Here is a 24,171-nt window from a genome sequence, read left to right as displayed (position 1 = left end):
GCTGGCGCGGTCAGCGGGCCCGCGTTGTAGGCGTAGATGGTGCAACGGCGCGCGAGCGGTGCAGGGTCACCTCAGCCAGGCCGTGGCCGGGCACGGTGACCGGTCCGCCCCCGGTCACCCCTGGACCGTCCCAGCAGACCTCCGCCGCCACCGGCTCCGCACCGATGTTGCGCAGGCGTACCCGCACCGCGCCGTCGCCCACCGGCCGGACCTCGGCGAGCAGTCGGTCCGCCGGCTCCACCCGCAGGCCGCTGCCTCCGGCGGCGACGGGGCCGGCGTACTGCCTCGCCTGGAGCGGTTCGAGCAGGTTCCGGCCGTACACCCGGACCTGCTCGGCGGTCACGGCGGACCCGCTGGCGGCGAACCGGTAGCGGTAGCGCCGAGTGCCGTCCTGGCTGGCCTGGAAGTTGGTGAAGTGCAGGTTGTTCATCAGCCAGCTGTTCACCTGCCCGCCGGCCACGTCGAGGGTGCGCGCCCACAACCCGGTGTGGAAACCACCCACCTGCACCAGCGGGACGTCGAAGCTCCCCCACAGGATGCCGTGCCGCCGGTTCGTCACGCCGATCGCGTGCTGGATCGAATACCAGTCCATGCTGGTGTCGGGGAGTTGCTCGGTCCCGGCCGCGTACACCGCCCCGGCGGTCTCCATCAGGAACTCCGGGTCGGCCACCGCGAACGGGAAGGCCACCAGGATGCTCTCCGGCTCCAGCCGAGCCGGCTTGACCAGGTGCACGTCGAGATCGACGACATCCACCTCGCGGTAGAGGGTGAGCGTCATGGTCGCCGTCGGCAGGCCGAACGGGGCGGCTCGCCAGGTGATCGTCGCGAGGTCGTCCGACTCGGTGATCTCCGGATCGGCGTCGCCCCGGGCGACGTGCCGGTCGAAGTCGGGGCCGGGGAAGTCGGGATGGAAGTCCTTTCCAGAGCGCATCATCGGATGGTCACAGTCCGACGGAACGGTCTCGACGACGATCGCGCCCAGCCCGTGCGCGACGTCCCGGTCGACGAGTTCCCGGCCGTCACGCAGGTCGACCAGGGAGACGACCCCGCCCCGCGCGGGGTCGACGACCGCCCGGTAGGCACCCTTGGTGATCTCTCGTCCAGGTCGGCCGGCCGGCAGCGGTTCGGGCCGGGGCAGCACGGCCACGCCGAAGGCCGGTGCCCGGGCGACCAGCCGGCCCCGGCGCGCGCCGTCGATCTCGACGTCCACGGGCTCGACCCGGTCGCGCTCGGTCGGGTTGACCACGAGTACGCCGTCGCCGGTGACCGCGTCGGGCGCGCTCGCGGCGAGCCGGAACATGCCCTCGACCGCCAGATCCCGGGCCAGGTCGTACGCCTGGTACGCGAACCCGGCCTTGGCGTTCCAGTGCGAGTGGCTGAACGTCGAGTGCGGCTTCGAGTAGGTCTCCCAGGAGCCCCAGGTGTGCTCGCCGAACAGCAGCAGGTCCTCGTCCACCCGCGCCAGGTCGGCGACCACCTCGCGCTCGTCCCGTAGCCGTACCGGGCCTCGCCGGTAACCGAGCACGTGCGCGAGGGCGGGCGTGCCGGCCCGCCGGAGCACGGTCAGCCCGAGGCTCGTCTGGGCCGCCCGGGCGAAGGAGCGAGCCTCCCGGTAGACGGCGACCTCACGGGCCGTCGACCCGTGGCCGTGCGCCCACCAGTCGGACCACTCCCCGCGTACGACCGGGACGTCCGCGCGGCTCGCCTGCGCTTCGAGCAGGTCGAGTGCCTCGTCGATGGTCGCGGTACGCATGGGTGGACGTCCGGGCACGGAGTTCCAGTGCCGCACCACGTCCAGGAACAGCGGTGTCGGCCAGCGGTTGTCGTTGCCCGCGTGGACCAGCGCCAGGTCGTAGGGATAGTCCGGGCGGCCGGACAGGTGCTCGACGAAGGCGGCGATGTTGCGCTCGGCGGCGACCACGTCACCGTCGACGATCCCCCATTCCTCGCCGAAGCCGTAGTGCGTCGACAACCAGACGAAGATCCGGTGCCCGCCGGGCCCCTCCCACCAGAATCCGGTGGGCTGCTCGTACGGGGGCCGGCCGTGATCCGGGTTCAGCGCCATCACCAGTCGGGACAATCCCGCCCGGCGTGCCGCCTCGACGGTGCCCCAGGCAATGCCGTTGACGTCGCCGTGCTGCTCGGTACGCACCGGCAGCCCGGCGGCGCGAAGAGCGCCCAGGGCGTCGTACGCGGCGTCCAGCTCGAAGTCCGACGGCAGTTGGGTCATGTTGAGGTAGCCGCCGGTCACGGCGATCCGGCCCTCGGTCACGAGCCGTCGCAGCGCCTCGCGTTCTGGCGCCTCGGCGGTGTCGAGGAAGCGCAGGACCGGCCGGGCCACCTCGAACGTCCAGCGGAACTGGTCCGGCCGCGGCGTGGCGTCGGCCTCGGCCAGCCGCAGCACCTCCGCCACGATGCGCCGATGGTGCTCGTCCACTATGCGTGGACTGTTGGTGTAGCCGACGTCGTGGTGTGTATGACCGATAAGCAGGATCTGCTCGATTGCGGGCACGTCTGCCCCCTGGGGATGTGGCATCGTTGTCATGCCTGATCCAACTCTAGTGTCGTGGCGATAGCAACCCCGTAGGGCCTTTGACCTGCTAAGACATCTTTCGGAAACCTCGGCTGTTGTGTCCGGTCTCTCGTTCCGATACGGTCCCGCCTGGTACGGATTCCATATCTACCTGACCACCTCTGGGTCGGCTTCACCGATCCCCCACGTTGTCGAAGGGACCCCGATGAGGAAGAGGCGAGCGGCCTTCGTAGCCGCAGGCGTTGCCGCCGCACTTGCCGCGACGACCGCCTGCGGTTCCGGAAGCGACAACGGCGGCAGCGATGCCGCGAACTTCGAGGCGAAGCCCTCCGGCACCATGAGTTACTGGGGCTTCGACAACCCCGACGACGTCGGCCAGGCCCGGCTGGACCACGCGGCGAAGCAGCTCGACGGCGTGACGATCGAATCGGACCAGACGGGCTTCGACGCGCAGAAGTTCACCACCCGACTGGCCAGCGGCAACGTCCCGGACGTGGTCCAGATGGACCGGGAGCTGGTGTTGACCTATGCCGCGCAGAACCTCATCCTGCCGCTGGACACGTGCCTGTCGGCCAACAAGGTGGGGAAGGACCGCTGGTACCCGTCGGTCGTCGACAGCGTGACGTACAAGGACCAGATCTGGGCCGTCCCGCAGTTCTACCAGCCGCCGGCCATCATCCTGAACAAGACCGTCATGGACGCCGCCGGCGTACAGGACACCGACATCGACACCTCGAACCCCGACAAGCTGCTCGCCGCCATCGGCAAGATGTACAAGGCCAACGGTGACGTGCCCAGCACGCTCGGCTTCAACCCCCAGGCCATCGGTCAGACCAACCTCTGGCTGGTCGGCATGGGTGGCCGGCTCGCCGACGAAAACGGCCAGCCGGCGCTGGACGACCCGAACAACGTCGCGGCGCTCGAACTGCTGAAGAAGATCGTCGACGCGCAGGGCGGATTCGCGAAGTACAAGAGCTTCACCGACTCGTTCGACATGTTCGGGGAGAAGAACCAGTTCGTCCAGAACCAGGTCGGCGCGGAAGTGGACGCCCAGTGGTACCCGAACGTCCTCTCCCCGTACAAAGACAAGATCAAGCTGGCCGCGGTGCCGTTCAGGGGCAAGGACGGCAATCCGGTCACCGCGTCGAGCGGCACGTCCTTCGTCGTTCCCGCCAAGGCCAAGAATCCCGCCGCCGCGTGCAGGTGGGCGCTGGCGCTCACCGAGGACGGGTCGTGGACGGCAGCCGCCGAGGCCCGGGCCGCGACCGTCAAGCAGAAGAACTCGATCGACACGGGGCTGTTCACCGGGTCGCCCGTGGCCGACAAGGCCATCCGCGAGCAGTTCGTCAAGCCCAGCGGAAACGCCGGCTTCGACCAGGTGATCAGCACCTACTACGACATCGTGGACAAGGGTAAGAGCGTGGGCGCGTCGCCGGCTGGCCAGCAGATCAAGCAGGAGTTGCTGAACGCCCTCACGGCGGCGCTACTCGGAAGCAAGACCGCCCAACAGGCGCTCGCCGACGCGCAGGCGGCGTCGATGGACGCCTACAAGACCGTCACCGGCGGCTGACCCACACCGGCGTTCACGACGGGCGTGGCGGGTCCCCGCGCGGCGCGGGCCCGCCACACCCCATTCCGGAGACCTCCCTCCGGCCTGCGGCAGATCAGGAAGGCGTTGGATGACACCCAGCACCGTCACACCGCGCGACACCGGCACCCGCAGCCGCAGCCGCAGATCGACGCGGCCGGCCAGGACGGCCAGGTACAACCGCCGGGAGGCGTTGGCCGGCTACCTCTTCATCTCGCCGTGGATCGTCGGCTTCCTCGTCTTCACGGCCGGGACGATGATCTACAGCCTGGTCATCTCGTTCAGCCACTACAACCTGGCGACGAACGTCATCCGGCCGGCCGGGACCAGCAACTACCAGGAGTTGCTGGAGAACCCGAAGGTCGCCACGTCGTTGGGGAACACCCTGTTCTACGCGGTGTTGGCCGTGCCGCTGGAGATCTGCTTCGCGCTGCTCCTGGCGATGCTGCTCAACGGGGTGGGACGTGGCGCCGGTTTCTTCCGGACCGTCTACTACCTGCCCAAGATGACACCGATGGTCGCCACCGCGTCGATGTTCCTCCTCCTGCTCAACGGCAACACCGGCGCCATCAACCAGGGCCTCCGGTCCATCGGGATCGACGGCCCACAGTGGCTGGTCGACCCCGGCTGGGTCAAACCGTCGATCGTGCTGATGACGCTCTGGGGCGTCAGCGGCACCATGGTCATCTTCCTGGCGGCCCTGAAGAACGTACCGCGGGACCTCTACGAGGTGGCTTCGCTGGACGGGGCCGGACCGGTACGCAAGTTCTTCTCGATCACCCTTCCGATGATCTCCGGCGCGATGTTCTTCAACGTCATCATCCTGACGATCCACGCCTTCCAGGTGTTCGACCAGGCGTACCTGCTGTTCTGGCGGGACCAGAACAACGCGGCGCCGGACGCGTCGCTGTTCTACGCCGTCTACCTGTTCCAGGAGGCGTTCCGGCAGTTCAACTTCGGGTTCGCCGCCGCCATGGCCTGGTTGCTCTTCGTCATCCTGATGATCCTGACCTTCATCCAGGTGAGGGTCGGTAACCGCTTCGTGTACTACGAGGGAGGCCGGTAATGGCGACGATCAGCCGCGGCACCGTACCCGCCCCGGGGCCGGCGGCGGCCGTCGGTCCCGCCGAGGAGCCTCGGGAAACCGGCCCTCGACGGCAGAGCTGGACGGTGAGACGGGTCCTGCTGACGATCCCGCTCGTCGGGTTCGCCGCGTTGTTCCTGTACCCGCTGCTGTGGCTGGTCGCGGCCAGTCTCAAACCGGCCAGTCAGGTCTTCGACAACTCGCTCGTCCCGGAGACGTGGCGCCTCGACAACTACGTCCAGGTCTGGGACGAACTGCCGTTACTACACTGGATCTTCAACAGCGTGTCGATCGCGTTGCTCGCCGCGGCGACGGTTTCCATCGCAAGCTCGGTGGTGGCGTTCGGATTCGCCTACTTCCGCTTCCCCGGCCGCAACATCCTCTTCGGGCTGGTCCTCGGCACCATGATGCTGCCGGGCTCGGTCACGATGATCCCGACCTACCTCATCTGGAAGGAGACGGGCCTCCTCGGCACCTGGGTGCCGTTGTTCGGGGCCAACCTGTTCGGCTCCGCCTTCTACATCTTCCTGCAACGACAGTTCTACCTCGGGTTGCCGCGGGAACTGTTCGAGGCCGCCCGGATCGACGGATCAAGCTACTGGCAGCTGTTCTGGCGGATCGCCATGCCGCTGTCCATCCCGTCGTTCATCATCGTTTTCCTGTTCGAGTTCCAGGCGGCCTGGAACAACTTCCAGGCCGCCCTGATCTATCTCAACGGCGAGTCGGTCGAGGACTTCACCGCCCCGCTCGGGATCGCGTACGCGATGACGAAGTACAGCCCGACGGCCGGCGGGCAGGGTGACTACCAGTACGTGATGGTCGCCTCGCTGCTCGTCACGCTGCCGATGTTGCTGCTGTTCAGCGTCGGCCAGCGCTACTTCGTCGAGGGCGTCGCCACCCAGGGCCGCAAGGGCTGACTTCCCGAAGGTGCCCGGAAGTCGGCCGGGTACCCGGTCACCTGACGGTGAGCCCGGCGCGGCCGGGCCTTCTAACGGGCGGACGTGAGGGTGGCCTGTCCGGTTCCGGACCGGCCGCGGAGGGTACGCAGCGCCTCGCTCCACGAGATCAGTTCGGCGAGCATGGTACGCACACTCTGCTCCTGGAAGGGCCGGGGCCGGAACTCCGTGTAGTTGACGAAGTCCTCGGCAAGGTAGAGCGTCGTGGAGCTGCCCACGTCCGCGATCCTGACCTGGGCCATCACCTGCCTGAGCTGCTCCACCGCCCGAACCCCGCCCTCACTGCCGTAGCTGACGAACGCGGCGGCCTTGTTGGTCCACTCGGCGTAGAGAAAATCGATCGCGTTCTTCAGGGCCGCCGGCATTCCGTGGTTGTACTCGGGCGTCACGAACACGTACCCGTCGAACGGACTGATCCGCTCGGACCATCGACGGGTGTGTGGCTGGCTGTACCGCCCCAGCATTGGCGCCAGGTCTTCGTCCAGCGCGGGAAGATCCACCTCCTTGAGGTCGATCAGTTCGTAGTCGGCGTCGCCGTGCCGCAGCGCGATCTCATGGACCCAACGCGCCACGGCGGTGCCGGCGCGAGCCGGCCGCGTGCTGCCCACGATGATGGCGATCTTCGTCATCCTGCCCCCTCGGTCTGTCCTTGCCGGCAAACGCTAGGCGGGTGCACGGGCACGAGCCATGCCGCAGCGTGCCCGTTGCATACGCGATCGTCTCGATCGGGCAGACGAGTAGTCTGCGGACCGTGGACGTACTGAGCGATGCCGTCACCGCTGCCCGGACCGGCCTGCCGACGTCCTACCGTGTCGAGTGCCGGCCGCCGTGGGGCCGCCGGTACCAGCCGGTCGCCGGGGCCGGCTTCCACGTCATCCTCGAAGGATCGTGCTGGCTGGTCGATCAGACCGGTCCACCGGTCGCACTCGGCGTCGGCGACATCCTTCTGCTGCCACACGGAGACCGGCACGGGATGGTCGACCGGCCGGGAACTCCCCTGCTGCCCATGACGTACCGGCCCGACCAGACCCCGGCGCGGGAACAGCGCCGGCCCACCGATCCACACACCGTACGGATCGGACCGGACGGCGCCGCTCACGACGGCCCTGGCACCGTGATGCTGTGCGGCATGTACCGCTTTGCGCGGGAGCGCCCGCACCCGCTCATCCGAGATCTGCCCGATGTGGTGCATCTGCCAGCCCGGCTGGGGCAGCACCACCAGTTGCGAACCACGGTCGACCTACTCGCCAACGAACTCGGAGCGCCCCGTCCCGGCACCCAGGCAGCGGTCACCGCGATCCTCGATCTGCTCCTGGTACACCTGCTTCGTGCCTGGTACGAAGGCAGCCCTGACATCGGCTGGGGCGCCGCGCTCACCGACCCGGTCGTCGGCACCGCGCTACGGGCGATCCACGACGACCCGTCGCGGCAGTGGACGGTCGAGGATCTGGGGGCGCTTGCCGGCATGTCCCGAGCCGCTTTCGCCCGCCGGTTCAAACGCCTGGTGAGCCAGGGGCCGTTGACCTACCTCACCTGGTGGCGGATGACCCTCGCCGCTCGTCTGTTGCGCGAATCCGACGCACCGCTGGCATCGGTGGGACGGCAGATCGGCTATGGCTCCGAGTTCGCCTTCGCGAATGCGTTCAAGCGCCAGTACGGCGTACCACCAGGCCGGTACCGAGGTTGGCCGCAGAAGCAGACGGCCGCGTAGGTTCCGATCAGCGTCGGCGTCCGGAACGCCGGTGCCCTCAATCGCCCGCCTGGTCGCGGCGTATGAGGACACCGACGTAATCCCGCTTACTTGGTGCTCGGGTTCCGGATCATCACGTAATGGATCGTGTTCACGAGGGCCGCCAGCGTGCGGAAATATGTGTTGTTCAGGAGCAGCGGCGCCGTTGAGGGGTCGTAGGCGATGTCCAGGATCCAGTCCGAGACGCGAGCCCAGCTATTCTCGATCTCACGGTTCGCGTTGCCGAGCCCGACATCGACCTGATCCTGGATGCGGTGATAGACAAAATTTTCGATCGCCCCGAAGCGGGCTGCCTCTGCCACGGCGCCGATGATGCGAACCATTTCCTGAGCGAGATGATTCCGCTGCGCGTTGCTCCCGTTCAACTGGGCCGGCATGTCCTCAAGGGTGTAGAGCATTTCGTTCAGGTGTTCCGCCGTGAAGCGCATGTCCTGGCGGTACGAACCGCCGGGCATCGTCGCGTAGTTGCCAGTCCACGGCAGGCGCGGCGGCTGCTGCTGGAGCCCCAAGACCCCAGCCGCCGCGGTCACCGCAGGATCGTTGAAGAAACGGTGCCCGACCAGCCCGCCGCTGCGCGCCCAGAATCCGATGACGTACAGGCTCCGGGCCCAGAGGTATATCGACAGGTCGTGGGCTCCGTCGCGCAGCACTCGGATCTCGATCACTTGCTGGCCACGGTCGGTCGTCTCGCCGACTCGATTCAGGAACTCGTGGCCGGCGACCCGACGCAGGTTGGTAACCATGTTGACGTAGGCTTGCGCCGCCATCTGGCGGCCGTAGTTCGTCTCGTCCGAAAGATGAGACACATCCCAATCGATCGTCGTGTGCGGTCTCGATGGGTCGGCTTTCGCAGCCGACGGGTGTACCGCCATCAGGAACGCCACCGTGGTCACCAACGAGACGAGCCAAGCGAGCGCACCTCGCGCACCAGCATTTCGCATCTCCGGATCACACCTTTCCGCCGACGGCGACGACAATGTACTGATCGGGCACCCTGCCCGACGCAAGCCGTCGAATTCGGAGCGATCGTGTCATGCCACTCTGGATGGATAGTTGATTCGTCGTTCAGTCCGCGTTCAGTCCATCGGCGGCGGTGATGACATCCTCTGGGCGGTGGTTGGCAAGGTTCGGTGCCCGGGTCCGACCGGACCGCTCCGCACAGAGCAGGGCGCAGATCGCCTAGGTGAAAGCGAGCAGTGCGGTCTTGGCGCCCATCGATCTTGCCTCCGGCGTCGATGATCAACGTAGACTACGGCGGCTCGTCCCCGCCTCAGTAAAAGGGGGTGCTGTACGGGCCGGCCCCCGGCCCGACGCCGGTCACAGCGGATCCGCTCTTCGGCTACTGACTGACCGGGCGCTGCGCCAGCCGTACGCCGCCATGCTCCGTGGCCGGTCCACAGCCCGTCGCCGCGCCTGCTCTGCGGCTACCGCGCAACTGACCTTGCTTGGCGTGCCGACGGACACGGCGGGAGTTCGCCTTCGTCCCCGCTGAGGAGTTCAGCCGACGATACGGCCTTCCGGAGTATCGACTACGAAGCACGCGCATTGCAGGATCTCCAGAAGCGTGGCGCGGACCCGTCGGATCGTGTCCTCGTCCAGGTCGAGTCGCAGTCGGCAATCGCGAGAAAAGCCGAGTGCGGCGGCGGACCGAGCATCGAGTTCGAGGGAAAGGTTGTGATCCATGAGGGCCCAGGCAGTCGGCCCTCTCGCAACCGAGCCAGCGCTATTGATCACCTCGTCCACCCAGCCGTCGTAGCGCAACCGGATCAGCACAACGTGGACGCCGGCAGCGCCGAGGATCAGTGTCAGCTCGTCATCGGCCTTCCGTACGTCGGCCCGATCTACCCGGAGCACCGTGCCGTCCACGCCCGACCGTACGGTGGTGTCCGCCGCGTACGCGACAGAGTTGCGGCAGCACGCGCTCGCATCGCGGCTATGAGTGGACACCGGGGCGGTGAACGTGCGGTGCGGCGTGCCCATCAGGGGCGTGCGGCGTCTGCCAGTGCGCGGATCTCCTGCACCACGGTGGGCCAGATGGCTCGGGGCAGGTCGTGACCGGTGCCCGGCAGTTCCACGTAGCGTGCATTCGGCACCGCTTTGGCGATGCGGCGGCCCGCGGCCGGGCGTAGGAGCGGGTCCTGCTCGCCGTGGAGCACCAGGGTCGGTACGGGTAGATCCCGTAGCCGTGGGCCGTGCCAGGATGCGCCGGTCTGCCGTGCTTGGGCGCGGGTGTCGCGGATCCCGCTGGGTAGTCCGGCGTCGAGTTCGCGTTCCACTCGGGTTCGGGCGTCCTGCTCGTCGAAGGGGTACCCGGGTGAGGCGACCGATCGCGCCAGAGCGAGGCCGGCCGCCACGTCGCCCTCGTGGCCGGCGGGGAAGCGGTGGCGCGCCAGGCGCGCCAGGAAGGGCAGGCGCACGTACCGCAGGACGGCGGCGCCGCGGGCGTCGCTGGGCGCGGCGGCGAAGGAGGTCAGCGTCCGCACCCGCTGCGGGTGGCGTAGCGCGGTGCGCTGAGCCACCAGTCCACCCTGCGAGAGGCCGAAGAGGTGGGCACGTTGCCAGTCGAGGGCGTCGAGCACGGCAACGGTGTCGTCGGTCATGTCCTCGGCGGTGTAGGCGGCTGGTCGCGGTCGCAGCAGCGTGCTGAGGGGGTTGCCGGCCGGGGCGTCGTCGAAGTGTGTGGAGCCCCCGGCATCGCGGCCGTCGAAGGCCGCTACGTGGAATCCGGCGGTGACCAGGGCGTCGACCAGGCCGTCGGGCCACCAGTACCGCGAGACGCCGAGGCCCATGACCAGCAGTAGCGGTTCGCCGCCGACGCCCCCGAGTTCGTCGACCGCGAGCATCACGTCGCCGTTGTGTGCGATGCGCGGCGTCCTGGCCATCTCGACCTCCTGAAGCCCTGCCCGGAAGCAGACCACCTTTGGGAACACTGTTCGCGAACGATGGTAACAGCGTTGGTACGGTGAGCCCGACCGACGGGAGGAGGACCATGGAGGCAGGGGAACAGGCGATCCCGGTATGGCTCCGGGAACGTCGAACGGGGGTGGGCCGGCCTGCGGAGCGCTCCCGGGCGGAGGTCACCGCCGCAGCGATCGCACTGGCCGACCGGGAGGGTCTGGCGGCAGTCTCCATGCGCCGCGTCGCCGCTCAGCTGGGCACCGGAGCGGCATCGCTCTACCGCTACGTCGCCGCTCGTGACGACCTGCTCGACCTCATGGCCGACGAGGTCGCGGCCGGCTACGACCTGCCGGCCCCGGGTGGCCCGTGGCTGACGGGCTTGCTGGAGGTGGGCCGACAGGGACGGGTACTCATGCTCCGCCACCGCTGGCTCCCCGAACTGGTGCTCACCCGGCCCGCCCTCGGCCCACACGGCGTCGACCTGCTCGAACACGTCCTGGCGGTCCTCGCAGAACACCCGGCGGACACGACGCGCAAGATGGAGGCGTTCGCCGTCATGAACACCCTCACCGCCGCCCTCGCTCTGAACGAACTCAGCATCACCTCCGGCACCCGTCACCGGCAGGGCGCCTACCTCGCCCACGCGGTCGCCGCAGGCCGACACTCCCACCTAGCGGCGGCACTGACCGGAGCCTCCCTGATGCCGGCCACACCAGCAGAGCGCTTCGAGGACACCCTGGCCCGGATCCTCACCGGCCTGCTGGGAGCCGCCTGATCAGGAGCCGAGCCATACGGAACGCCCGCCCAGACGACGCTCTACCCGGCAAGCCAGCCACGCTTCGCAGCACGCGAATTGCGGCTTGTGAGTGCACCTGATCTTGCCTCAGACAGGCCGTGCCGCCCCTAAGTCCGGGCATCTCCGTCCGCGTTCGTGCGTCTTAAGGGGACTCAAAAACCGATGGGCTCCCGGATCAGGATGACCGCCGTTCGGTCCGGGATCGCCTCGCGTTCGAAGATAAGGATCTTCCCGACGAACGAGCCTTGCCCGGTCGCCTCCTGCACCCGCTGGAACTCCAACGGCAGGCAGTGTTCGCGGATCCGCTGTAGGGCTCCAGGAAGAACGACACCGTTCAGACCCGGTGCGGGGTTCGGTTGACCGCCCAGGCGTGGAACGCGAGTCCGATGCCCCAGCCGACGATTGACCACAGCGGCCAGAAGAAGTGTTCGGGCGTGGCGTAGTACCAGGTGAAGATTTGGCCGACATTGGCCAGGACATACCCCAGGGCGTGGATTCGCAGGCCCCACTTGGTGGCGGCTTCGCTCTTCGTCGATCGCATGGTGGGAAGGCTAGGGCCGCGCACTTTACGGCGACTGAATCCGCTCCGTCAGTGGCCGTCAAGTGGCCGTCCCTACGCTGGCCGGCGATCGACCCCTTGCTGGAAAGGAAATCCCTACAATGACGACTCGCAGAACAATACTGGCCGGATCAACCGTGGCCGCCGCCGGTGCGTTCCTCGGGGCGCCTGCCGCGCAGGCGCACAAGCCGAAGCCGACCGTGGTACTCGTGCACGGCGCCTTCGCGGACGCCTCCGGCTGGAACGGCGTCGCCGCACGGCTGGTCCGCGACGGCTACCCGGTCATCGCCCCGGCCAACCCACTGCGCAGCGTTTCCGGCGATGCCGCCTACCTGGCCAGCGTTCTGGCGACGCTCAGCGGGCCGGTGGTGCTCGTGGCGCACTCCTACGGCGGGATCGTCATCACGAACGCGGCGGCCGCCAACCCGAACGTGAAGGCGCTGGTCTACGTGGCCGCGTTCGTACCCGACCAGGGTGAAACCCTCCTGGGGCTACAGACGAAGTACCCGGGGAGCAGGCTGAACGAGGCGGCGCTGGACTTCCGTCCCTACGGCGAGGGCCTTGTCGACGGGTACATCAAGAAGGAGGTCTTCCGCGACGTGTTCGCCGGCGACGTGCCGAGGGCGACCGCGGAGCTGATGTGGGCCGGCCAGCGGCCGGCTGACGCGCGCACGCTCGGCGAGCCGTCCGGCGCACCGGCGTGGCGGACGATTCCGTCCTGGTACCTGGTGGCCCGCGACGACCAGGTGCTGCCCGCCGCGGCGCAGCGGTTCATGGCGCAGCGGGCCGGGTCGCAGGTCCGGGAGGTCGCCGCATCGCACGTCGCGATGATCTCGCAGCCCGACGTGACGGCCGAGATCGTCAAGCGGGCAGCGCGCTGATGTTCGAGCGTCTCGGTCGGACCATGTACCGCCGCCGGTGGTGGGTGATCAGCGCGGCCGTGGCCTTCATGGCGTTCGGCGGCATCTGGGGCACGCAGATCTTCGGCGCGCTGACCACCGAAGGGTTCGACGACCCGGCGTTCCGGCGGGCGGTCACCGAGACGCTCGACGCACTGCCCAGCAGCGTGGTGACCAGGACCGTCACGTCTAGAGCACCGGCAGCCCGGCACTGGTCAGCCATGACCGGCGCGGCACATACGCCGTGCTGACCTTGGCCGGCGGCAACGAGACGGAGCGCGGCGAGGTGCTGGAGGTGATCGAGGACGACCACACGCCGTCCACCGTCTGGGCCGGATTCATGCTCACCGCGGCCGGGCTGTTGCTGTACCTGGTGACCGTCGCCAGCCTGAACCGCGCGGCGCTCAGGCACCTCCCCTTGCCTTGCGGTTCGTCGGACCGCAAGGCAAGGGGAGGTTGAAAAGGTTCACTGACGGGAGTCAGTCGAGCGAGGCCACGAACTCCTCGGCCCGGCGGGCGAAGAGGTGGGTCTCGCGATCGGCGGACCAGGCGCGGGCCGCTTCGGCGGCGGCCCGGACGACGTCGACGGGCTCGCCCCGGGCCTGTAACAGGCGCGCCCGCAGCAGGCGGACAAGTCCTTCGGCGTAGCGCTGGCCGTGGGCCTCGAGCGCCCGGTCCGCCCGGTCGAGGGCGGCGCCGGCCTCGTCCGGCCTCCCGGCGGCCAGCCACATCTCGGCGAGCAGGCCGTTGTGGTACGCGATGCCCCAGCGCGGCGGGTCGACCAGCGTCGTGGCCAGCAACTGTTCGGCCTCTACCGCGATCCCGGCCGGATCGTCGCCGGTGAGGGCCCGGGCCCAGTACCAGTTCAGTCGCACGTAGTGCTCCTGCTGGACGGCGGTGCGGCCGGTGCCCATGGCCATCCACCGCTCGATCGTGCGGATCACCCAGCCCGGGTCACCGGCCATGGAGGCGATGATGGTGATGTAGTAGGCCCAGGTCGCGACCCCCATCGGGTCGGCCGGGCCGTTCCACTCGTCGATCATGGTGCCCGCCGTCTCGGCGTCACCGTGCAGTGCGGTCACGACGGCCCGCCAGCCGGGCCACTCACCCGAGACGTCACGCCGGACGGAGGTCTCGCTGTGCGCCGAGACGGCGCCGTGCAGCACGGCGGGGTCGTTCGCCATGAAGTACCGGTGTGCCTCGCCGATGTTGCCGATGTCCCACTGGTGCAGGCCCCATGCCTGCCGGCCGTACACCCGGAGGATCGGATCGGGAGACGCCTCCCCCTGCTCGTACAGCCGGCGGACCAGACGTTCGCGGTCCGGCTCCAGGAAGGTGTAGGCCCCGAACAGGCGAGCGAAGAGGAGGCCGGCGGCCTCGACGTCGCGGCCGAGCTGGCGGGCCAGGTGTTCGGCACGCTCCAGCAGGTCGAACGTCGTGCCGCCGAACCCGGCCTGCCGGCGCGGGGCGATGGCGAGCAGCGAGAGGGCGGAGAGCTCCAGCTCCGGCAGGCCGGCGTTCCGTGCGACCTGGGCGGCCGTCTCCAGGTGGCGGTCGGCGGCCGCGAACGCGAGCTTGGCCGCCGCGCGACGGCCGGCGCGCTTGAGCGCCTCCGCGGTGCGTACCGGGTCGGCGAGGGGGCCGGCGGCCCACAGGTGGTAGGCGAGGCTCTCGGTACTGGACTCGTCGTCCGCCTGGCGTGCTTCGAGCGCGTCCGCGACGCGCAGGTGCAGCCGGATCGCCCGCTGTGGCGTCGTCGTCTCCGTGATCGACTCGCGTACCAGGTCGTGCGCGAAGCGCAACGAGTACGGGTCCTCGGGTCTCGTTTCGAGCAGACCGAGCGCTTGCAGCGGTTCGAGGCGTTCGAGGCAGTCCGCGGCGTCGGCGTCGGCGGCCCGGGCGAGCAGGCCGAGGTCGACGTCGCGGCCGATGAGCGCGGCGATCTGTAGCAGGTCGCGGGCGCCGTCGTCGAGGCCGGCCATCCGGCCACGGACGACGTCCCGCACCGTCGACGGCACCCCGGCCCGCACCGGTGCCGTGTCGTCGGCGAGCGCACCACGGTCGCTGAGCAGCCGAGACAGTTCCCGGACGTAGAACGGGTTGCCGGCGGTACGGGCGTGGATGCTGCGGGCGACGTCGGCGCCGGGCTCCTGGCCGGCTTCGCGGCGGATGAGTTCGGCCACGTCGGCCAGGCTGAGAGGGCCGAGTCGGATCCTGCGGTGGCTGGGCAGCCGGCTGGCGGCGGCCAGTACCCGGGAAAGGTCGGAGCCCGGTGCGGGCGCCCGGTCGCGGAGGGCGCCGATGATCGCGGTGCCGGTCGGCAGCCGGCCCGCCAGGTGGCCGAAGAGCTGGAGCGAGGCGGCATCGGCCCATTGAAGATCGTCCAGGACGAGCAGTATCGGCCGTTCGGCGGCGGCCTGGCCGATAACGGTGACGACCTGCTCGAACAGGCGGAACTGGGCCCGGCCGCCGGAGACCACCGGCGCCGTGTCGTCGTACCGCGATTCGAGGAGGCTACCGAGTTCGCTGGCCAGCCACTTCTCCCGCGACGACGCGGGCAGGCTGTCGAGGACGGTGGTGAGCGCCTGCTCCCACGGCCACATCGAGGGAGTTCCGTCGCCTTCCAGGCAGGAGGCCCAGACGACGCGCATGCCGCGCTGGTCCGCCACGTCGGCGGCCTCCTCCAGCAGGCGGGTCTTACCCACGCCCGGTTCGCCCTCGACGACGGCGAGGCCGCTGCTGCCGGTGAGCGCCGCCGCCGTGGACTGCCACAGCACGGCGAGTTCCTCGGCCCGGCCGATCAGGCTGGCGGCCTTCCGTGCGGGCGCGCCGCCAGCCGCGCCGCCCGGGACTGCCTCGGGCGCGGACACCGGGGCCTGGGTCAGCACCCGCAGGTATGCCGCCTGCACCGCCGGGCCAGGGTCGATGCCAAGCTCGTCGGCCAGGCGATCCCGGAGTACGCGGAACGCTGACAGCGCTTCGGCCTGGCGACCGGCGGCGCCCAGGGTGGAGATGAGACTGGCCTGTACGGGTTCGTGGAACGGCGCCATCTTGGTGGCGAGCTGCAACGCCGGGAGTACCCGTTCTGGTCGGCGTAGCGACACGGCCAGGTCGGCCGCAGCCGTGCAGGCGGCGTGGAACTCGTCGTCGAGAGCGGCGAAGATCGCCATCGCGGTTGTTCCGTGGGTGAACCCTTCCGCCGCGGGGCCCTGCCAGAGGGCGAGCGCGTCGACGTAGTGCTCGAGCGCGGTTTCGTGCTCTTGCTGCGCCAGGGCGGCCCTGGCGGCGTCGAGCAGTTCCCGGAAGGCGACCAGGTCCAGCGTGCCGGGGCCGGCGCTGAACAGGTACGCGTTGCCGCGGCGGTGCAGGTACGAGCCGGTTTCCCGGGCGGGGATCGCGGGCTCGAGCAGCCGCCGCAGTGCACCGATGTACTTCTGGATGACGTTGAGCGCGCTGGTGGGGGCGTCGTCGCCCCAGATCAGGCCGATCAGCTCGCTCGTCGTCATCGGCTGGCCTACCCGGGCCAGGAGCAGGGCCAGCAGGTACGCCTGTTGCCGGGGGCCCGCATCCAGCTCGGCAGCGCCGCGCCACATCCGTAACGGGCCGAGGATCCGCAGGCGCAGGGAGTCGGTGCCGGCCGGGGGCACAGGTGCGTTCACCCGAGTTCGACCGGCGTCGGTGCACCGGGAACGGACTTCTGGGCCCGGCGGCGGGTGACCAGCCAGCCGAACGCGGCCGCGGTGAAGAACATGACGATGCCGTACACCGCGCCCGGGATGGCCATCTCGGCGTTGTTCAGCAGCGCCGGGCTCAGCGCGACGGTGATGGTGAACGCGGTGTTGTGGATGCCGATCTCGAACCCGGCCGCGATCGCCGCGCGGCGGTCGACCCCGGCGAGGCGCGGCACCGCGTAGCCGATCAGCAGGCTCACGATGTTGAAGGCCAGCACCGCCAGCCCGACCGCGACGAAATAGCCGGCGAGGTTGGCCCGCTCCCCGTACAGCACGGCGCCGATGACCACGACCAGGACCACGACGGACAGCGCACGGACCGGGCGGTTGAGCCGCTGCGCCACCTCGGGCGCCCGCGTGCGCAGGAGCATCCCGACCGCGACCGGGACGACCACGATGAGGAAGACCTGCAACACCTTGTCGAACTGGAGCCCGAGAGTGGCACTGTCAGGCAGGAAGTACCCGGCCGACAGGTTCACCACGATCGGCAGGGTGACCACGACCAGCCCCGAGTTGATCGCGGTGAGCGAGATGTTCAGCGCGACGTTCCCGCCGAACAGGTGGCTGTAAAGGTTGGCCGTGGGACCACCCGGCGACGCGGCGAGCACCATCATCCCGACCGCCAGCTCCGGCGGAAGCCGGAACGCGAGCACCAAGCCGAAGCAGATCACCGGCAGAACCACGAGCTGACACAACAGGGCGACCACAGCCGCCCTCGGATGCCGGCCCACCCGCCGAAAGTCGTCCATCGTCAGGCTCAGGCCCAAGCCGAGCATGACGACGCCGAGGGCAATCGGCAGGCTGGCTATGATCAACGCGGAGTTCACGGTGCATTTTCACCGGGACGCCGCAGCCGGTCAATGGCCCGTTCCGCCGCTATTGCGTGGACTCCGACACCCACCTTCCGCTTGGCTCCGGGTGGAATCCCGCGGCCCGTCGTGATGTCCTTGGGTGGCGGTGACGGTTCACTCCTCGGCGGCGCGCTGGCCCGCACACGGGCTCTGGCCACACCGTTCTGGATCGCCGCCGCCGCGACGACGCTCATCGCCACCGCGAAGCGGTCGTTGAAGGTGATGGCGGGCAGCTCACCGGTGGCGGCAGTTGGTGCGGCGAGTTCGTCGGGTGGTGTGGGGCTGCGGAAGCCGGTGGCGAGCAGTCGTTGGCAGACATGAGTGGGAGCAGGACGAACCGGGCGCCGGCGTCGAGCCACCAGAACTATCCGGTGACGGCGCCGACCACCTGTCCGATCTCGAAGAGGTTTCCGGTGTCGCCGGTGTGCAGGAAGGCGACGGTGCTGCCGGGTTCGATGCGGCCCTCCCGAGCGTGGGTGAGCATTCCCGCGAGGCCCTTGCCGGTGTAGACCGGCCCGACGAACACTCCCTCGTGGCGGGCGAGTTCACGGATCGCCGCAGTGCTCTCGGCGGAGGGTACGGCGTAGTCCTCGCCGATGAACCGCTGGTCGACGTCGATCTCGGCGCGGATGGTCCTGTCGTCCGGCGCCGGCACGCCGAGCCGGTCGAGAACTGTTTTGGTGCGGTCGACGATGATCTGGGGATTCATCCAGTCGCCGTCGTCATAGGAGCAGATGGCGATCGAGCGGAACCGCGCCCGGCTGCCGGTGATGAGTTTGGCCGCGAGCATTCCCGGCAAGGCGGTGCCGGTGCCGATGGTGTGGTAGACGTAGTCGAGTTCCACGTCGGCTGCTCGGGCCTGTTCGATCATCTCGGCGAAGGTCAGGGCATGGGCGACGAATCCGTCCTCGTGGGCGCCGCCGGTCGGCACGATCAGGACCTGGTGGCCCTGTGCCTCCAGTTCGGTCTTGCGGGCGTGCATGGCGTCGTTCATTCGGGCCAGGTCTTCTTCGGCGTCCCAGTAGGCGCCGCCGCTGGTGGTGAAGAAGTGCGTCTCGACGTCCATGGTCATGTTCAGCAGCAGGTTGCCGCGGTACTGCTCGATCTCGCCGTGCCGGGTGGCGTCGCGGGTGAGGAACAGGATCGGTGTCAGACCCGTGCTGCGGCAGGCGGCCGCGAACTGCAGTCCTGAGTTGGTGAGATAGACACCCTGGGTGATCACATGCGTCACCCCGTCCTGTAGGGCCCGACCGAGGATGAACTCGGACAGGCGCGTCTTGCTCCCGCTGATCGTTCCTGGCCCGGCCAGGTCCTCACGTTTCATGAAGAGCCTGATGCCGTACGCCGTGGAGAGGTTACCCAGACCGTGGAACGGAGTCGGATAGAACCCGATGCGCTTGCGGGGCAGCGACGAGATCGCGTTGATCAACTGCGAAGCTTCCATGACGCCAGCATGCGGACCACCGAACATAAGATCAAACGATTGTTTCTAACAGGGCCAGAAGTGTGGCTAATATTCGCGTCATGTCATGGCCGATCGAGCCGCGCGCCCTGGTCGCGTTGGAAGCAGTCGTCCGCCTGGGATCCTTCGCCGCCGCGGCAGAGTTCCTCGGATACACCCAGTCGGCGGTGTCGCAGCAGATCGCGGAGCTGGAACGCCGCGTCGGCGCCCGCGTCGTCACGCGCCGACCGGTACGGCCGACCGCCGCGGGGTCCGTCCTACTCGACGCCGAGTCGTCGGTGCGGGCCGCCATGAGCAGGGCGTCAGCCGAGTTGGGTGCGCTTGCCGACGGTGCGGCCGGAAGCCTGCGGGTGGGGGCCTTCGTGTCCGCGGCGCAGACTCTGGTCCCGGCTTCCCTCGCGCGACTCCGGCGTGAGCACCCGGGGATCAGCGTCCGGCTCCAGCAATCCGAGACACTGCGAAGCTACGACGCGCTGCTCCGCGGCGACCTCGACATCGCGGTCACCTTCGACTACGACCAGGCGGCCGACCCGCCACCGAAGGGCATCCACCGCGAGCTGATCCGTACCGACCCGGTGCTCATCGTCGTGCCCGCGGGCCATCCACTTGCTGGCGAGAATGAGATCGACGTCGATGGCATCAGCACTGCGGAATGGATCGCGACACCGGTCGAGGCGCAGGGCCTGCCGAACATCCGGGTCTCCGATGCCGGCAGTCCGCAACGGCTCGAGTTCGACGGAGACGACTTCCGGACCGTACTGAACCTCGTCGGCGCAGGCCTCGGTGTAGCCCTGCTGCCTGAACTCGCACTGGCCGACGCCCCGCCCGGAATCGTCAGCCGCCCCATCACCCGTGGTCTGAACCGCTACATCTACACCTGCCGACTACAGACCACCCACACACCGCTGCCGGTACGCAAGCTCAGCCAATACCTGCACGAAGCCCTCGCACCAGCCTGATCCGACAACAGTGGCGGGCACCGGATCTCGTCGCGCGGTGGGCCACCGCGCGACGGGTTCTCCTCCAGGTTGCCGTCGTCACGGCGCCCGTTCTGGGCTCGCCGGTTGGTACGGTCCAGGTGCCTCGCCGCCGTGCCGCCCGCTGCCGTCGGCGATGTCCTGCCGACTTCCCGGCAGCTTCAGGTTCTCGGCAGCCCGCAGCAGACCGGGCTGAACCAGGGTGAGCCAGCGCTCCCGGACCTCCACCGGGTGCTCGACGGGGCCGGTCGTCGCAAGCAGGTAGATGTCATTGACGGTGAGGTCCGAGCGCAGCAGCCCCGTCTCGCTGCCGGCCTCGACGAGACGGGCCAGAGCCTGAGTAGCCCGGGCCTCGTCCTCGGAGTACTCCAGTTCGGCGCCCAGCGCCCGGGCGGCGGCTTTGACGGCCTGATCACCGGCCGAGGCTTCGAGTACCCGGCCCACGAACGCCAGCACTTCCTCGCCCGCATCGGACCGCCCGCTCTCGACCCGGTCCCAGGCGTGTTCGGCGGCGTCGGCGAGGCGTCCGATGTGTTCCATCACGACGGCGGCAACGAGATCGGTCTTGGTCGGAAAATGCCGGTACAGGGTCCCGACGGCAACCCCGGCCGCCTTGGCGATCTCGACCATGCCGACCTCGGGCCCGTGTTCCGTGATCTGTGCCCGCGCGGTCTCCAGGATCTTCTCCCGGTTACGCACCGCGTCTGCGCGCCGGCCTCTCGGCGTCGTCATGCGTCCCCCTCACGTGCCGGCACCCTTCTGGCAACTTGCGCCAAGGTGAATCATGGTTCATGATACAAACTGAACACTGATTCACTTTAACAGGGAGGGGTCATCATGACCAAGACCGCGCTGGTCACCGGGGCATCGGCAGGCATCGGGGAAGAAACAGCTCGCAAGCTCCAGTCGTTGGGCTACACCGTCTACGGTGCGGCCCGCCGCACCGACCGGCTCCAGAAGCTCGCCGGCGAGGGCATCCGACCACTGGCCATGGATGTCACCGACGACGCGTCGATGACCGCCGGCATCGAGACGATCATCGCCGAGACCGGCCGCATCGACGTGCTGGTCAACAACGCCGGCTACGGCTCCTACGGCGCGATCGAGGACGTGCCTATCGATGAGGCCCGCCGCCAGTTCGAGGTCAACATGTTCGGACTGGGCCGGCTGGTCCAGCTCGTCCTGCCGCAGATGCGTGCCCGGAAATCCGGCACGATTGTCAACGTCTCATCGATGGGCGGGAAGCTCCACACCCCGCTCGGCGGCTGGTACCACGCGACGAAGTTCGCCGTCGAAGGCTTCAGCGACGCCCTGCGCATGGAGGTCGCCCCGTTCGGAATCAACGTCGTGGTGATCGAGCCCGGCGGCATCCGCACCGAGTGGGCCGGCATCGCCGCGGACCACCTGGAGGAGACCGCACGGGGCAGCGCCTACGCCCCGCAGATCACGGCTGTCGCGAAAACGATGCGCTCGGAAGCCATCGCCAAGCGCCAGTCCCCTCCGTCGGTCATCGCCGACGCCATCGGCAAGGCCGTCACCGCCCGGCGGCCCCGCACCCGCTACGCGATCGGCTTCACCGCCAAACCGCTCATCACCACCCGCCGGCTGCTGTCCGACCGCGCCTTCGACCGGGTCATCGGCACCGCGATGGGCCTGCCCCGCAATTAGCCCCTCCTCCTGGCGTCGGCGGTGGCGACGGTCAGGTCGGCGCCGGAACGGCCCATGGATCGGTGGTGCCATCGTCGAGGAGGCGGTGCGGGCTGCCGACGCGGAGGGCGACGACCGCCCCCTGCCGCACCGCCTGGTCGGCCGGGTCAGGAGCGACGGCGCAGCGCGACGGCCGCCGGCGCGACGCTCGCGGCGTACACGGTCACCGAACAGGCCGCGACGGCGACGAGCAGCACCGACCACGGCACCTGGATCGGTACCGTGTCGGAGTGGCCGCCCAACGCGATCCGTACCGTCAGCAGGGTTGCCCCGGTCACCAGGGCGCCGAACACCGCCCCGGCGAACCCGACCGTGAGCGCCTCCCGGCCGACCAGTCCGAGGATCTGCCGGCGGGTCGCGCCGGCCAGGCGCAGGGTCAGCAGCTCGCGTACCCGCCCGGTGGTCGCCATCAGCGACGTGTTGGCGATCGAGATGGCGGTGTAGACCAGCGCCATGCCGAGGATCGCCAGCAGCGACAGCCGGCTCAGCCGGTCGAACTCCTCGTCGAGTACGGCCAGCCGGGTCCGGGTCTCCGTCACCGTCCCGCCCAGCGGGGCGACCGCCGCCTCGATGCCGGCCCGGTCGGCCCCCGGCGCGAGCCCCAGGTAGACCGAGTCCGGCAGCGGGACGCCGGAGTGCGCCGAGGTGAGTGACCAGGGCAGCAGGGCGTCCGGCAGGCCGAGCCGGTCGTCGAGGATCGCGACCACCCGCAGCGAGGCCCGCGCGCCGTCGCCCAGCCACAGCTCGGCCTGGTCGCCGACCCGCCAGCCGGCCGCGCCGGCCATCGAGGCGCTGACCGCCACCGTCGCGCCGGCCAGGTCGTGCAGCGAACCGGCGGCGACCGGCAGCCGCACCACCCGGGCGGCGGCGGGGCCGTCGACGTACCAGGCGGTGCGCTGCCGCAGTGTGTTGTTCCGCCCGGCGTCGAACACGCCGGTGGTCTTCACCCGGGCGGCGGCGGTCACCCCGGGCACCGCCCCGACCGCCCGGGCCACCGGCTCGGGCAGCCTGGCGTGCCCGGCGGGTACCACCAGCAGCGGGGCGGTGAGCTGGGCGCGCAGGCTCGCCGCCTCGGCCGCCGAGATGGTCCCGGTGCCGGCGAGCGAGCCGCCGGCCAGCCCTATGGTGACCAGCACCGGGGCGATCGTCGAGGCGTACCGGCGGCGCTCCGTCCGCACCCCGGCCCGGGCCAGTACCGCGACCGGCCCCCGGCCCGGGGTCAGCAGCCGACCGACCGGCCGGACCAGTACGGGCAGCAGCAGCGCGCAGCCTCCGACCAGCAGCATCACCACCACCAGCAGGTAGGCGGGTCCCTCTGGGGTGGCCAGGAACGGCAGCATCGGGACGACGCCGCCGAGGCAGCCGAGCCCGCAGATCCAGCGGACCACGGTGCCGCCGCGAAGCTCGACCGTGACGGCGTGCAGCGCCTCGATCGGTCGTACCCGACCGGCCCGGCGCGCGGCGGTGCCGGCACCGGCTACCGCGACGAGCAGGCCGAGCCCGAAGGCGGCGAGCAGCGGCCACCAAGCGGGCCGGGCGGTGAAACCGGCGGGTGCGAGGCCGTTGTCGACCAGCCAGCGGGCGAAGAGCGGGGCGAGGACCGGGCTGAGGCCGCAGCCGGCCGCCCCGGCCACCATCCCGACCAGGGCGGCCTCCCCGAGTACGAGCCGGCGCACCTGCCGGGGCGTGGCACCGGCGGTACGCAGCAGCGCGAACTCCCGTCGGCGCTGCGCGACGGTGAACGCGAACGTACCGGCGACCACGATGACACAGACGAACCCGGCAAGTCCGGCGGTACTGCCGACCAGGGATGCCGTCGCCACCAGCAGCCCGGCGTCCGGGTCGGGTTCGGCGGAGCGCCGCTGTGCACCGGTCAGCACCCGTAGCTGCGGATACCGGCCGCTCAGGGTGGCCGTCACCCGTCCGGCCAGTGCCTCGGGGTCGGTGCCAGGTGCGGCGAACACCGCCACCGCAGCCACCCGGCCCCGGGCCAGCCGGGCGGCGGTGGGCCCGGTGACGTACAGCGCAGGGCCGGCGGCGGTCTCGACGACACCGCTGACCGTGAAGCGCCGTGGACCATCCACGGTGGACACGACGACGGTGTCGCCGGGCCGCCGGTCGGTCGGAGCGGTGAGCACCACCTGGTCGTCGGCCACCGGTGGCCCACCGGCCACCATCCGGTACGGATGAAACCGGCTCGCCGCCCACGGATGCGCCTCGGTACCGCCACCGGCCTCGCCGTCCCCACCACCGGTCGCCGCGCCAGCACCCCCGCCAGCGCTCCGGGTCCCGCTCCCCGTCCCGCCGATGTCACCACTGCCGCCGATACTCCCGGTCCCGCCGACGTCGCCAGCGCTTCCGGTTCCGTTGCCGCTGCCGG

General features: G+C 69.7%; 23 protein-coding genes and 1 pseudogene. 12 read left to right on the top strand and 12 right to left on the bottom strand.

The features are described 5' to 3' along the window. Nucleotides 1-10: 10 nt before the first annotated feature. A complete protein-coding gene (locus Pma05_RS35665) occupies nt 11-2,545 on the bottom strand; it encodes a glycoside hydrolase family 38 N-terminal domain-containing protein (protein ID WP_203861940.1) in 2,535 nt (844 codons plus the stop codon). A gap of 193 nt (nt 2,546-2,738) precedes the next feature. Between Pma05_RS35665 and Pma05_RS35660 the strand changes: the two genes are divergently transcribed. The 3 genes from Pma05_RS35660 (at nt 2,739) to Pma05_RS35650 (ending at nt 6,122) form a co-directional block, all read left to right on the top strand. Further along, nucleotides 2,739-4,103, top strand: coding sequence for an ABC transporter substrate-binding protein (locus tag Pma05_RS35660; RefSeq protein WP_203861939.1), 1,365 nt, complete (start codon nt 2,739-2,741; stop codon nt 4,101-4,103). Between the two features lie 109 nt (nt 4,104-4,212). Further along, nucleotides 4,213-5,187 carry a carbohydrate ABC transporter permease gene (locus tag Pma05_RS35655; protein WP_203861938.1) on the top strand — a complete coding sequence of 325 codons (975 nt, stop codon included), beginning with the start codon at nt 4,213-4,215 and terminating at the stop codon, nt 5,185-5,187. Continuing rightward, on the top strand, nt 5,187-6,122 hold the full coding sequence (locus Pma05_RS35650; protein WP_203861937.1) for a carbohydrate ABC transporter permease: 936 nt from the start codon (nt 5,187-5,189) through the stop codon (nt 6,120-6,122). The genes Pma05_RS35655 and Pma05_RS35650 overlap by 1 nt, the downstream gene beginning before the upstream one ends. Nucleotides 6,123-6,193: 71 nt before the next feature. Here Pma05_RS35650 and Pma05_RS35645 read toward each other — a convergent pair whose 3' ends face one another. Then, the gene (locus Pma05_RS35645) at nt 6,194-6,790 is read right to left on the bottom strand and encodes an NADPH-dependent FMN reductase (RefSeq protein WP_203861936.1); all 597 of its coding nucleotides are present in this window, start codon (nt 6,788-6,790) and stop codon (nt 6,194-6,196) included. Between the two features lie 122 nt (nt 6,791-6,912). On the opposite strand from Pma05_RS35645, the gene Pma05_RS35640 reads away from it, so the two are divergent. Next, nucleotides 6,913-7,872 carry an AraC family transcriptional regulator gene (locus tag Pma05_RS35640; protein WP_203861935.1) on the top strand — a complete coding sequence of 320 codons (960 nt, stop codon included), beginning with the start codon at nt 6,913-6,915 and terminating at the stop codon, nt 7,870-7,872. An 86-nt stretch (nt 7,873-7,958) separates the two neighbouring features. Here Pma05_RS35640 and Pma05_RS35635 read toward each other — a convergent pair whose 3' ends face one another. The 3 genes from Pma05_RS35635 to Pma05_RS35625 form a co-directional block, all read right to left on the bottom strand. Beyond that, nucleotides 7,959-8,804, bottom strand: a complete 846-nt coding sequence (locus tag Pma05_RS35635) for a ribosome-inactivating family protein (RefSeq protein WP_203861934.1) — start codon at nt 8,802-8,804, stop codon at nt 7,959-7,961. Nucleotides 8,805-9,408: 604 nt separating this feature from the next. Beyond that, nucleotides 9,409-9,777 (bottom strand): hypothetical protein, encoded by a 369-nt coding sequence (locus Pma05_RS35630; protein ID WP_203861933.1) that lies wholly within the window; start codon nt 9,775-9,777, stop codon nt 9,409-9,411. Nucleotides 9,778-9,890: 113 nt separating this feature from the next. Then, nucleotides 9,891-10,793 (bottom strand): alpha/beta fold hydrolase, encoded by a 903-nt coding sequence (locus tag Pma05_RS35625; protein ID WP_203861932.1) that lies wholly within the window; start codon nt 10,791-10,793, stop codon nt 9,891-9,893. 107 nt (nt 10,794-10,900) lie between these two features. Between Pma05_RS35625 and Pma05_RS35620 the strand changes: the two genes are divergently transcribed. Further along, nucleotides 10,901-11,584: a TetR/AcrR family transcriptional regulator gene (locus Pma05_RS35620; RefSeq protein WP_203861931.1), complete on the top strand. Its 684-nt coding sequence runs from the start codon at nt 10,901-10,903 to the stop codon at nt 11,582-11,584. A 173-nt stretch (nt 11,585-11,757) separates the two neighbouring features. Here Pma05_RS35620 and Pma05_RS43630 read toward each other — a convergent pair whose 3' ends face one another. Both Pma05_RS43630 and Pma05_RS35615 read right to left on the bottom strand, forming a co-directional pair. Beyond that, nucleotides 11,758-11,886: a hypothetical protein gene (locus tag Pma05_RS43630; RefSeq protein ID WP_275414805.1), complete on the bottom strand. Its 129-nt coding sequence runs from the start codon at nt 11,884-11,886 to the stop codon at nt 11,758-11,760. Nucleotides 11,887-11,939: 53 nt separating this feature from the next. Beyond that, nucleotides 11,940-12,146, bottom strand: coding sequence for a 2TM domain-containing protein (locus tag Pma05_RS35615; RefSeq protein ID WP_203861930.1), 207 nt, complete (start codon nt 12,144-12,146; stop codon nt 11,940-11,942). 119 nt (nt 12,147-12,265) lie between these two features. Here Pma05_RS35615 and Pma05_RS35610 point away from each other — a divergent pair, with 119 nt between their 5' ends. The 3 genes from Pma05_RS35610 to Pma05_RS35600 are packed head-to-tail and all read left to right on the top strand — an operon-like array spanning nt 12,266 to nt 13,523. Then, nucleotides 12,266-13,045, top strand: a complete 780-nt coding sequence (locus Pma05_RS35610; protein ID WP_203861929.1) for an alpha/beta fold hydrolase — start codon at nt 12,266-12,268, stop codon at nt 13,043-13,045. Beyond that, nucleotides 13,045-13,314: a hypothetical protein gene (locus Pma05_RS35605; RefSeq protein ID WP_203861928.1), complete on the top strand. Its 270-nt coding sequence runs from the start codon at nt 13,045-13,047 to the stop codon at nt 13,312-13,314. Before Pma05_RS35610 ends, Pma05_RS35605 begins: the two co-directional genes overlap by 1 nt. After that, a complete protein-coding gene (locus tag Pma05_RS35600) occupies nt 13,308-13,523 on the top strand; it encodes a hypothetical protein (protein ID WP_203861927.1) in 216 nt (71 codons plus the stop codon). The genes Pma05_RS35605 and Pma05_RS35600 overlap by 7 nt, the downstream gene beginning before the upstream one ends. Nucleotides 13,524-13,542: 19 nt before the next feature. Here the strand turns inward: Pma05_RS35600 and Pma05_RS35595 are convergent, their stop codons facing one another. Continuing rightward, nucleotides 13,543-16,722: a BTAD domain-containing putative transcriptional regulator gene (locus Pma05_RS35595; RefSeq protein ID WP_239313806.1), complete on the bottom strand. Its 3,180-nt coding sequence runs from the start codon at nt 16,720-16,722 to the stop codon at nt 13,543-13,545. Further along, nucleotides 16,719-17,621: a bile acid:sodium symporter family protein gene (locus Pma05_RS35590; protein WP_203861926.1), complete on the bottom strand. Its 903-nt coding sequence runs from the start codon at nt 17,619-17,621 to the stop codon at nt 16,719-16,721. Before Pma05_RS35590 ends, Pma05_RS35595 begins: the two co-directional genes overlap by 4 nt. A 111-nt stretch (nt 17,622-17,732) precedes the next feature. Here Pma05_RS35590 and Pma05_RS35585 point away from each other — a divergent pair, with 111 nt between their 5' ends. Beyond that, a complete protein-coding gene (locus Pma05_RS35585; RefSeq protein WP_203862000.1) occupies nt 17,733-17,966 on the top strand; it encodes a hypothetical protein in 234 nt (77 codons plus the stop codon). A 43-nt stretch (nt 17,967-18,009) separates the two neighbouring features. Here Pma05_RS35585 and Pma05_RS35580 read toward each other — a convergent pair whose 3' ends face one another. Further along, the gene (locus Pma05_RS35580; protein ID WP_203861925.1) at nt 18,010-19,089 is read right to left on the bottom strand and encodes a 1-aminocyclopropane-1-carboxylate deaminase/D-cysteine desulfhydrase; all 1,080 of its coding nucleotides are present in this window, start codon (nt 19,087-19,089) and stop codon (nt 18,010-18,012) included. Between the two features lie 80 nt (nt 19,090-19,169). Between Pma05_RS35580 and Pma05_RS44145 the strand changes: the two are divergent. Both Pma05_RS44145 and Pma05_RS35575 read left to right on the top strand, forming a co-directional pair. Next, nucleotides 19,170-19,346, top strand: a pseudogene (locus tag Pma05_RS44145) (helix-turn-helix domain-containing protein); the annotation flags it as partial. A 39-nt stretch (nt 19,347-19,385) separates the two neighbouring features. Next, nucleotides 19,386-20,066, top strand: a complete 681-nt coding sequence (locus tag Pma05_RS35575; RefSeq protein ID WP_239313803.1) for a LysR substrate-binding domain-containing protein — start codon at nt 19,386-19,388, stop codon at nt 20,064-20,066. Between the two features lie 78 nt (nt 20,067-20,144). Here the strand turns inward: Pma05_RS35575 and Pma05_RS35570 are convergent, their stop codons facing one another. Next, entirely contained in the window at nt 20,145-20,816 is a 672-nt protein-coding gene (locus tag Pma05_RS35570) for a TetR/AcrR family transcriptional regulator (RefSeq protein ID WP_203861923.1), read from the bottom strand. 105 nt (nt 20,817-20,921) lie between these two features. On the opposite strand from Pma05_RS35570, the gene Pma05_RS35565 reads away from it, so the two are divergent. Next, nucleotides 20,922-21,752 carry an oxidoreductase gene (locus Pma05_RS35565; protein ID WP_203861922.1) on the top strand — a complete coding sequence of 277 codons (831 nt, stop codon included), beginning with the start codon at nt 20,922-20,924 and terminating at the stop codon, nt 21,750-21,752. Between the two features lie 146 nt (nt 21,753-21,898). Here Pma05_RS35565 and Pma05_RS35560 read toward each other — a convergent pair. Continuing rightward, the coding region (locus Pma05_RS35560; RefSeq protein ID WP_203861921.1) for an FtsX-like permease family protein at nt 21,899-24,171 on the bottom strand (2,273 nt) is incomplete at its 5' end.

It is taken from the genome of Plantactinospora mayteni, assembly GCF_016862935.1.
Classification (GTDB): domain Bacteria; phylum Actinomycetota; class Actinomycetes; order Mycobacteriales; family Micromonosporaceae; genus Plantactinospora; species Plantactinospora mayteni.
The sequence above is the reverse complement of the archived record's forward strand: the minus strand, read 5'-3'. Positions and strand labels throughout refer to the sequence as shown.

Excerpts from the sequence above, each read along its gene's own strand:
- Pma05_RS35655 (WP_203861938.1), top strand. The coding sequence starts at position 4,213 with ATGACACCCAGCACCGTCACACCGCGCGACACCGGCACCCGCAGCCGC.
- Pma05_RS35660 (WP_203861939.1), top strand. The coding sequence starts at position 2,739 with ATGAGGAAGAGGCGAGCGGCCTTCGTAGCCGCAGGCGTTGCCGCCGCA.
- Pma05_RS35615 (WP_203861930.1), bottom strand. The coding sequence starts at position 12,146 with ATGCGATCGACGAAGAGCGAAGCCGCCACCAAGTGGGGCCTGCGAATC.
- Pma05_RS35645 (WP_203861936.1), bottom strand. The coding sequence starts at position 6,790 with ATGACGAAGATCGCCATCATCGTGGGCAGCACGCGGCCGGCTCGCGCC.
- Pma05_RS35605 (WP_203861928.1), top strand. The coding sequence starts at position 13,045 with ATGTTCGAGCGTCTCGGTCGGACCATGTACCGCCGCCGGTGGTGGGTG.
- Pma05_RS35580 (WP_203861925.1), bottom strand. The coding sequence starts at position 19,089 with ATGGAAGCTTCGCAGTTGATCAACGCGATCTCGTCGCTGCCCCGCAAG.
- Pma05_RS35610 (WP_203861929.1), top strand. The coding sequence starts at position 12,266 with ATGACGACTCGCAGAACAATACTGGCCGGATCAACCGTGGCCGCCGCC.
- Pma05_RS35665 (WP_203861940.1), bottom strand. The coding sequence starts at position 2,545 with ATGACAACGATGCCACATCCCCAGGGGGCAGACGTGCCCGCAATCGAG.
- Pma05_RS35565 (WP_203861922.1), top strand. The coding sequence starts at position 20,922 with ATGACCAAGACCGCGCTGGTCACCGGGGCATCGGCAGGCATCGGGGAA.
- Pma05_RS35650 (WP_203861937.1), top strand. The coding sequence starts at position 5,187 with ATGGCGACGATCAGCCGCGGCACCGTACCCGCCCCGGGGCCGGCGGCG.
- Pma05_RS35570 (WP_203861923.1), bottom strand. The coding sequence starts at position 20,816 with ATGACGACGCCGAGAGGCCGGCGCGCAGACGCGGTGCGTAACCGGGAG.
- Pma05_RS35620 (WP_203861931.1), top strand. The coding sequence starts at position 10,901 with ATGGAGGCAGGGGAACAGGCGATCCCGGTATGGCTCCGGGAACGTCGA.
- Pma05_RS35625 (WP_203861932.1), bottom strand. The coding sequence starts at position 10,793 with ATGGCCAGGACGCCGCGCATCGCACACAACGGCGACGTGATGCTCGCG.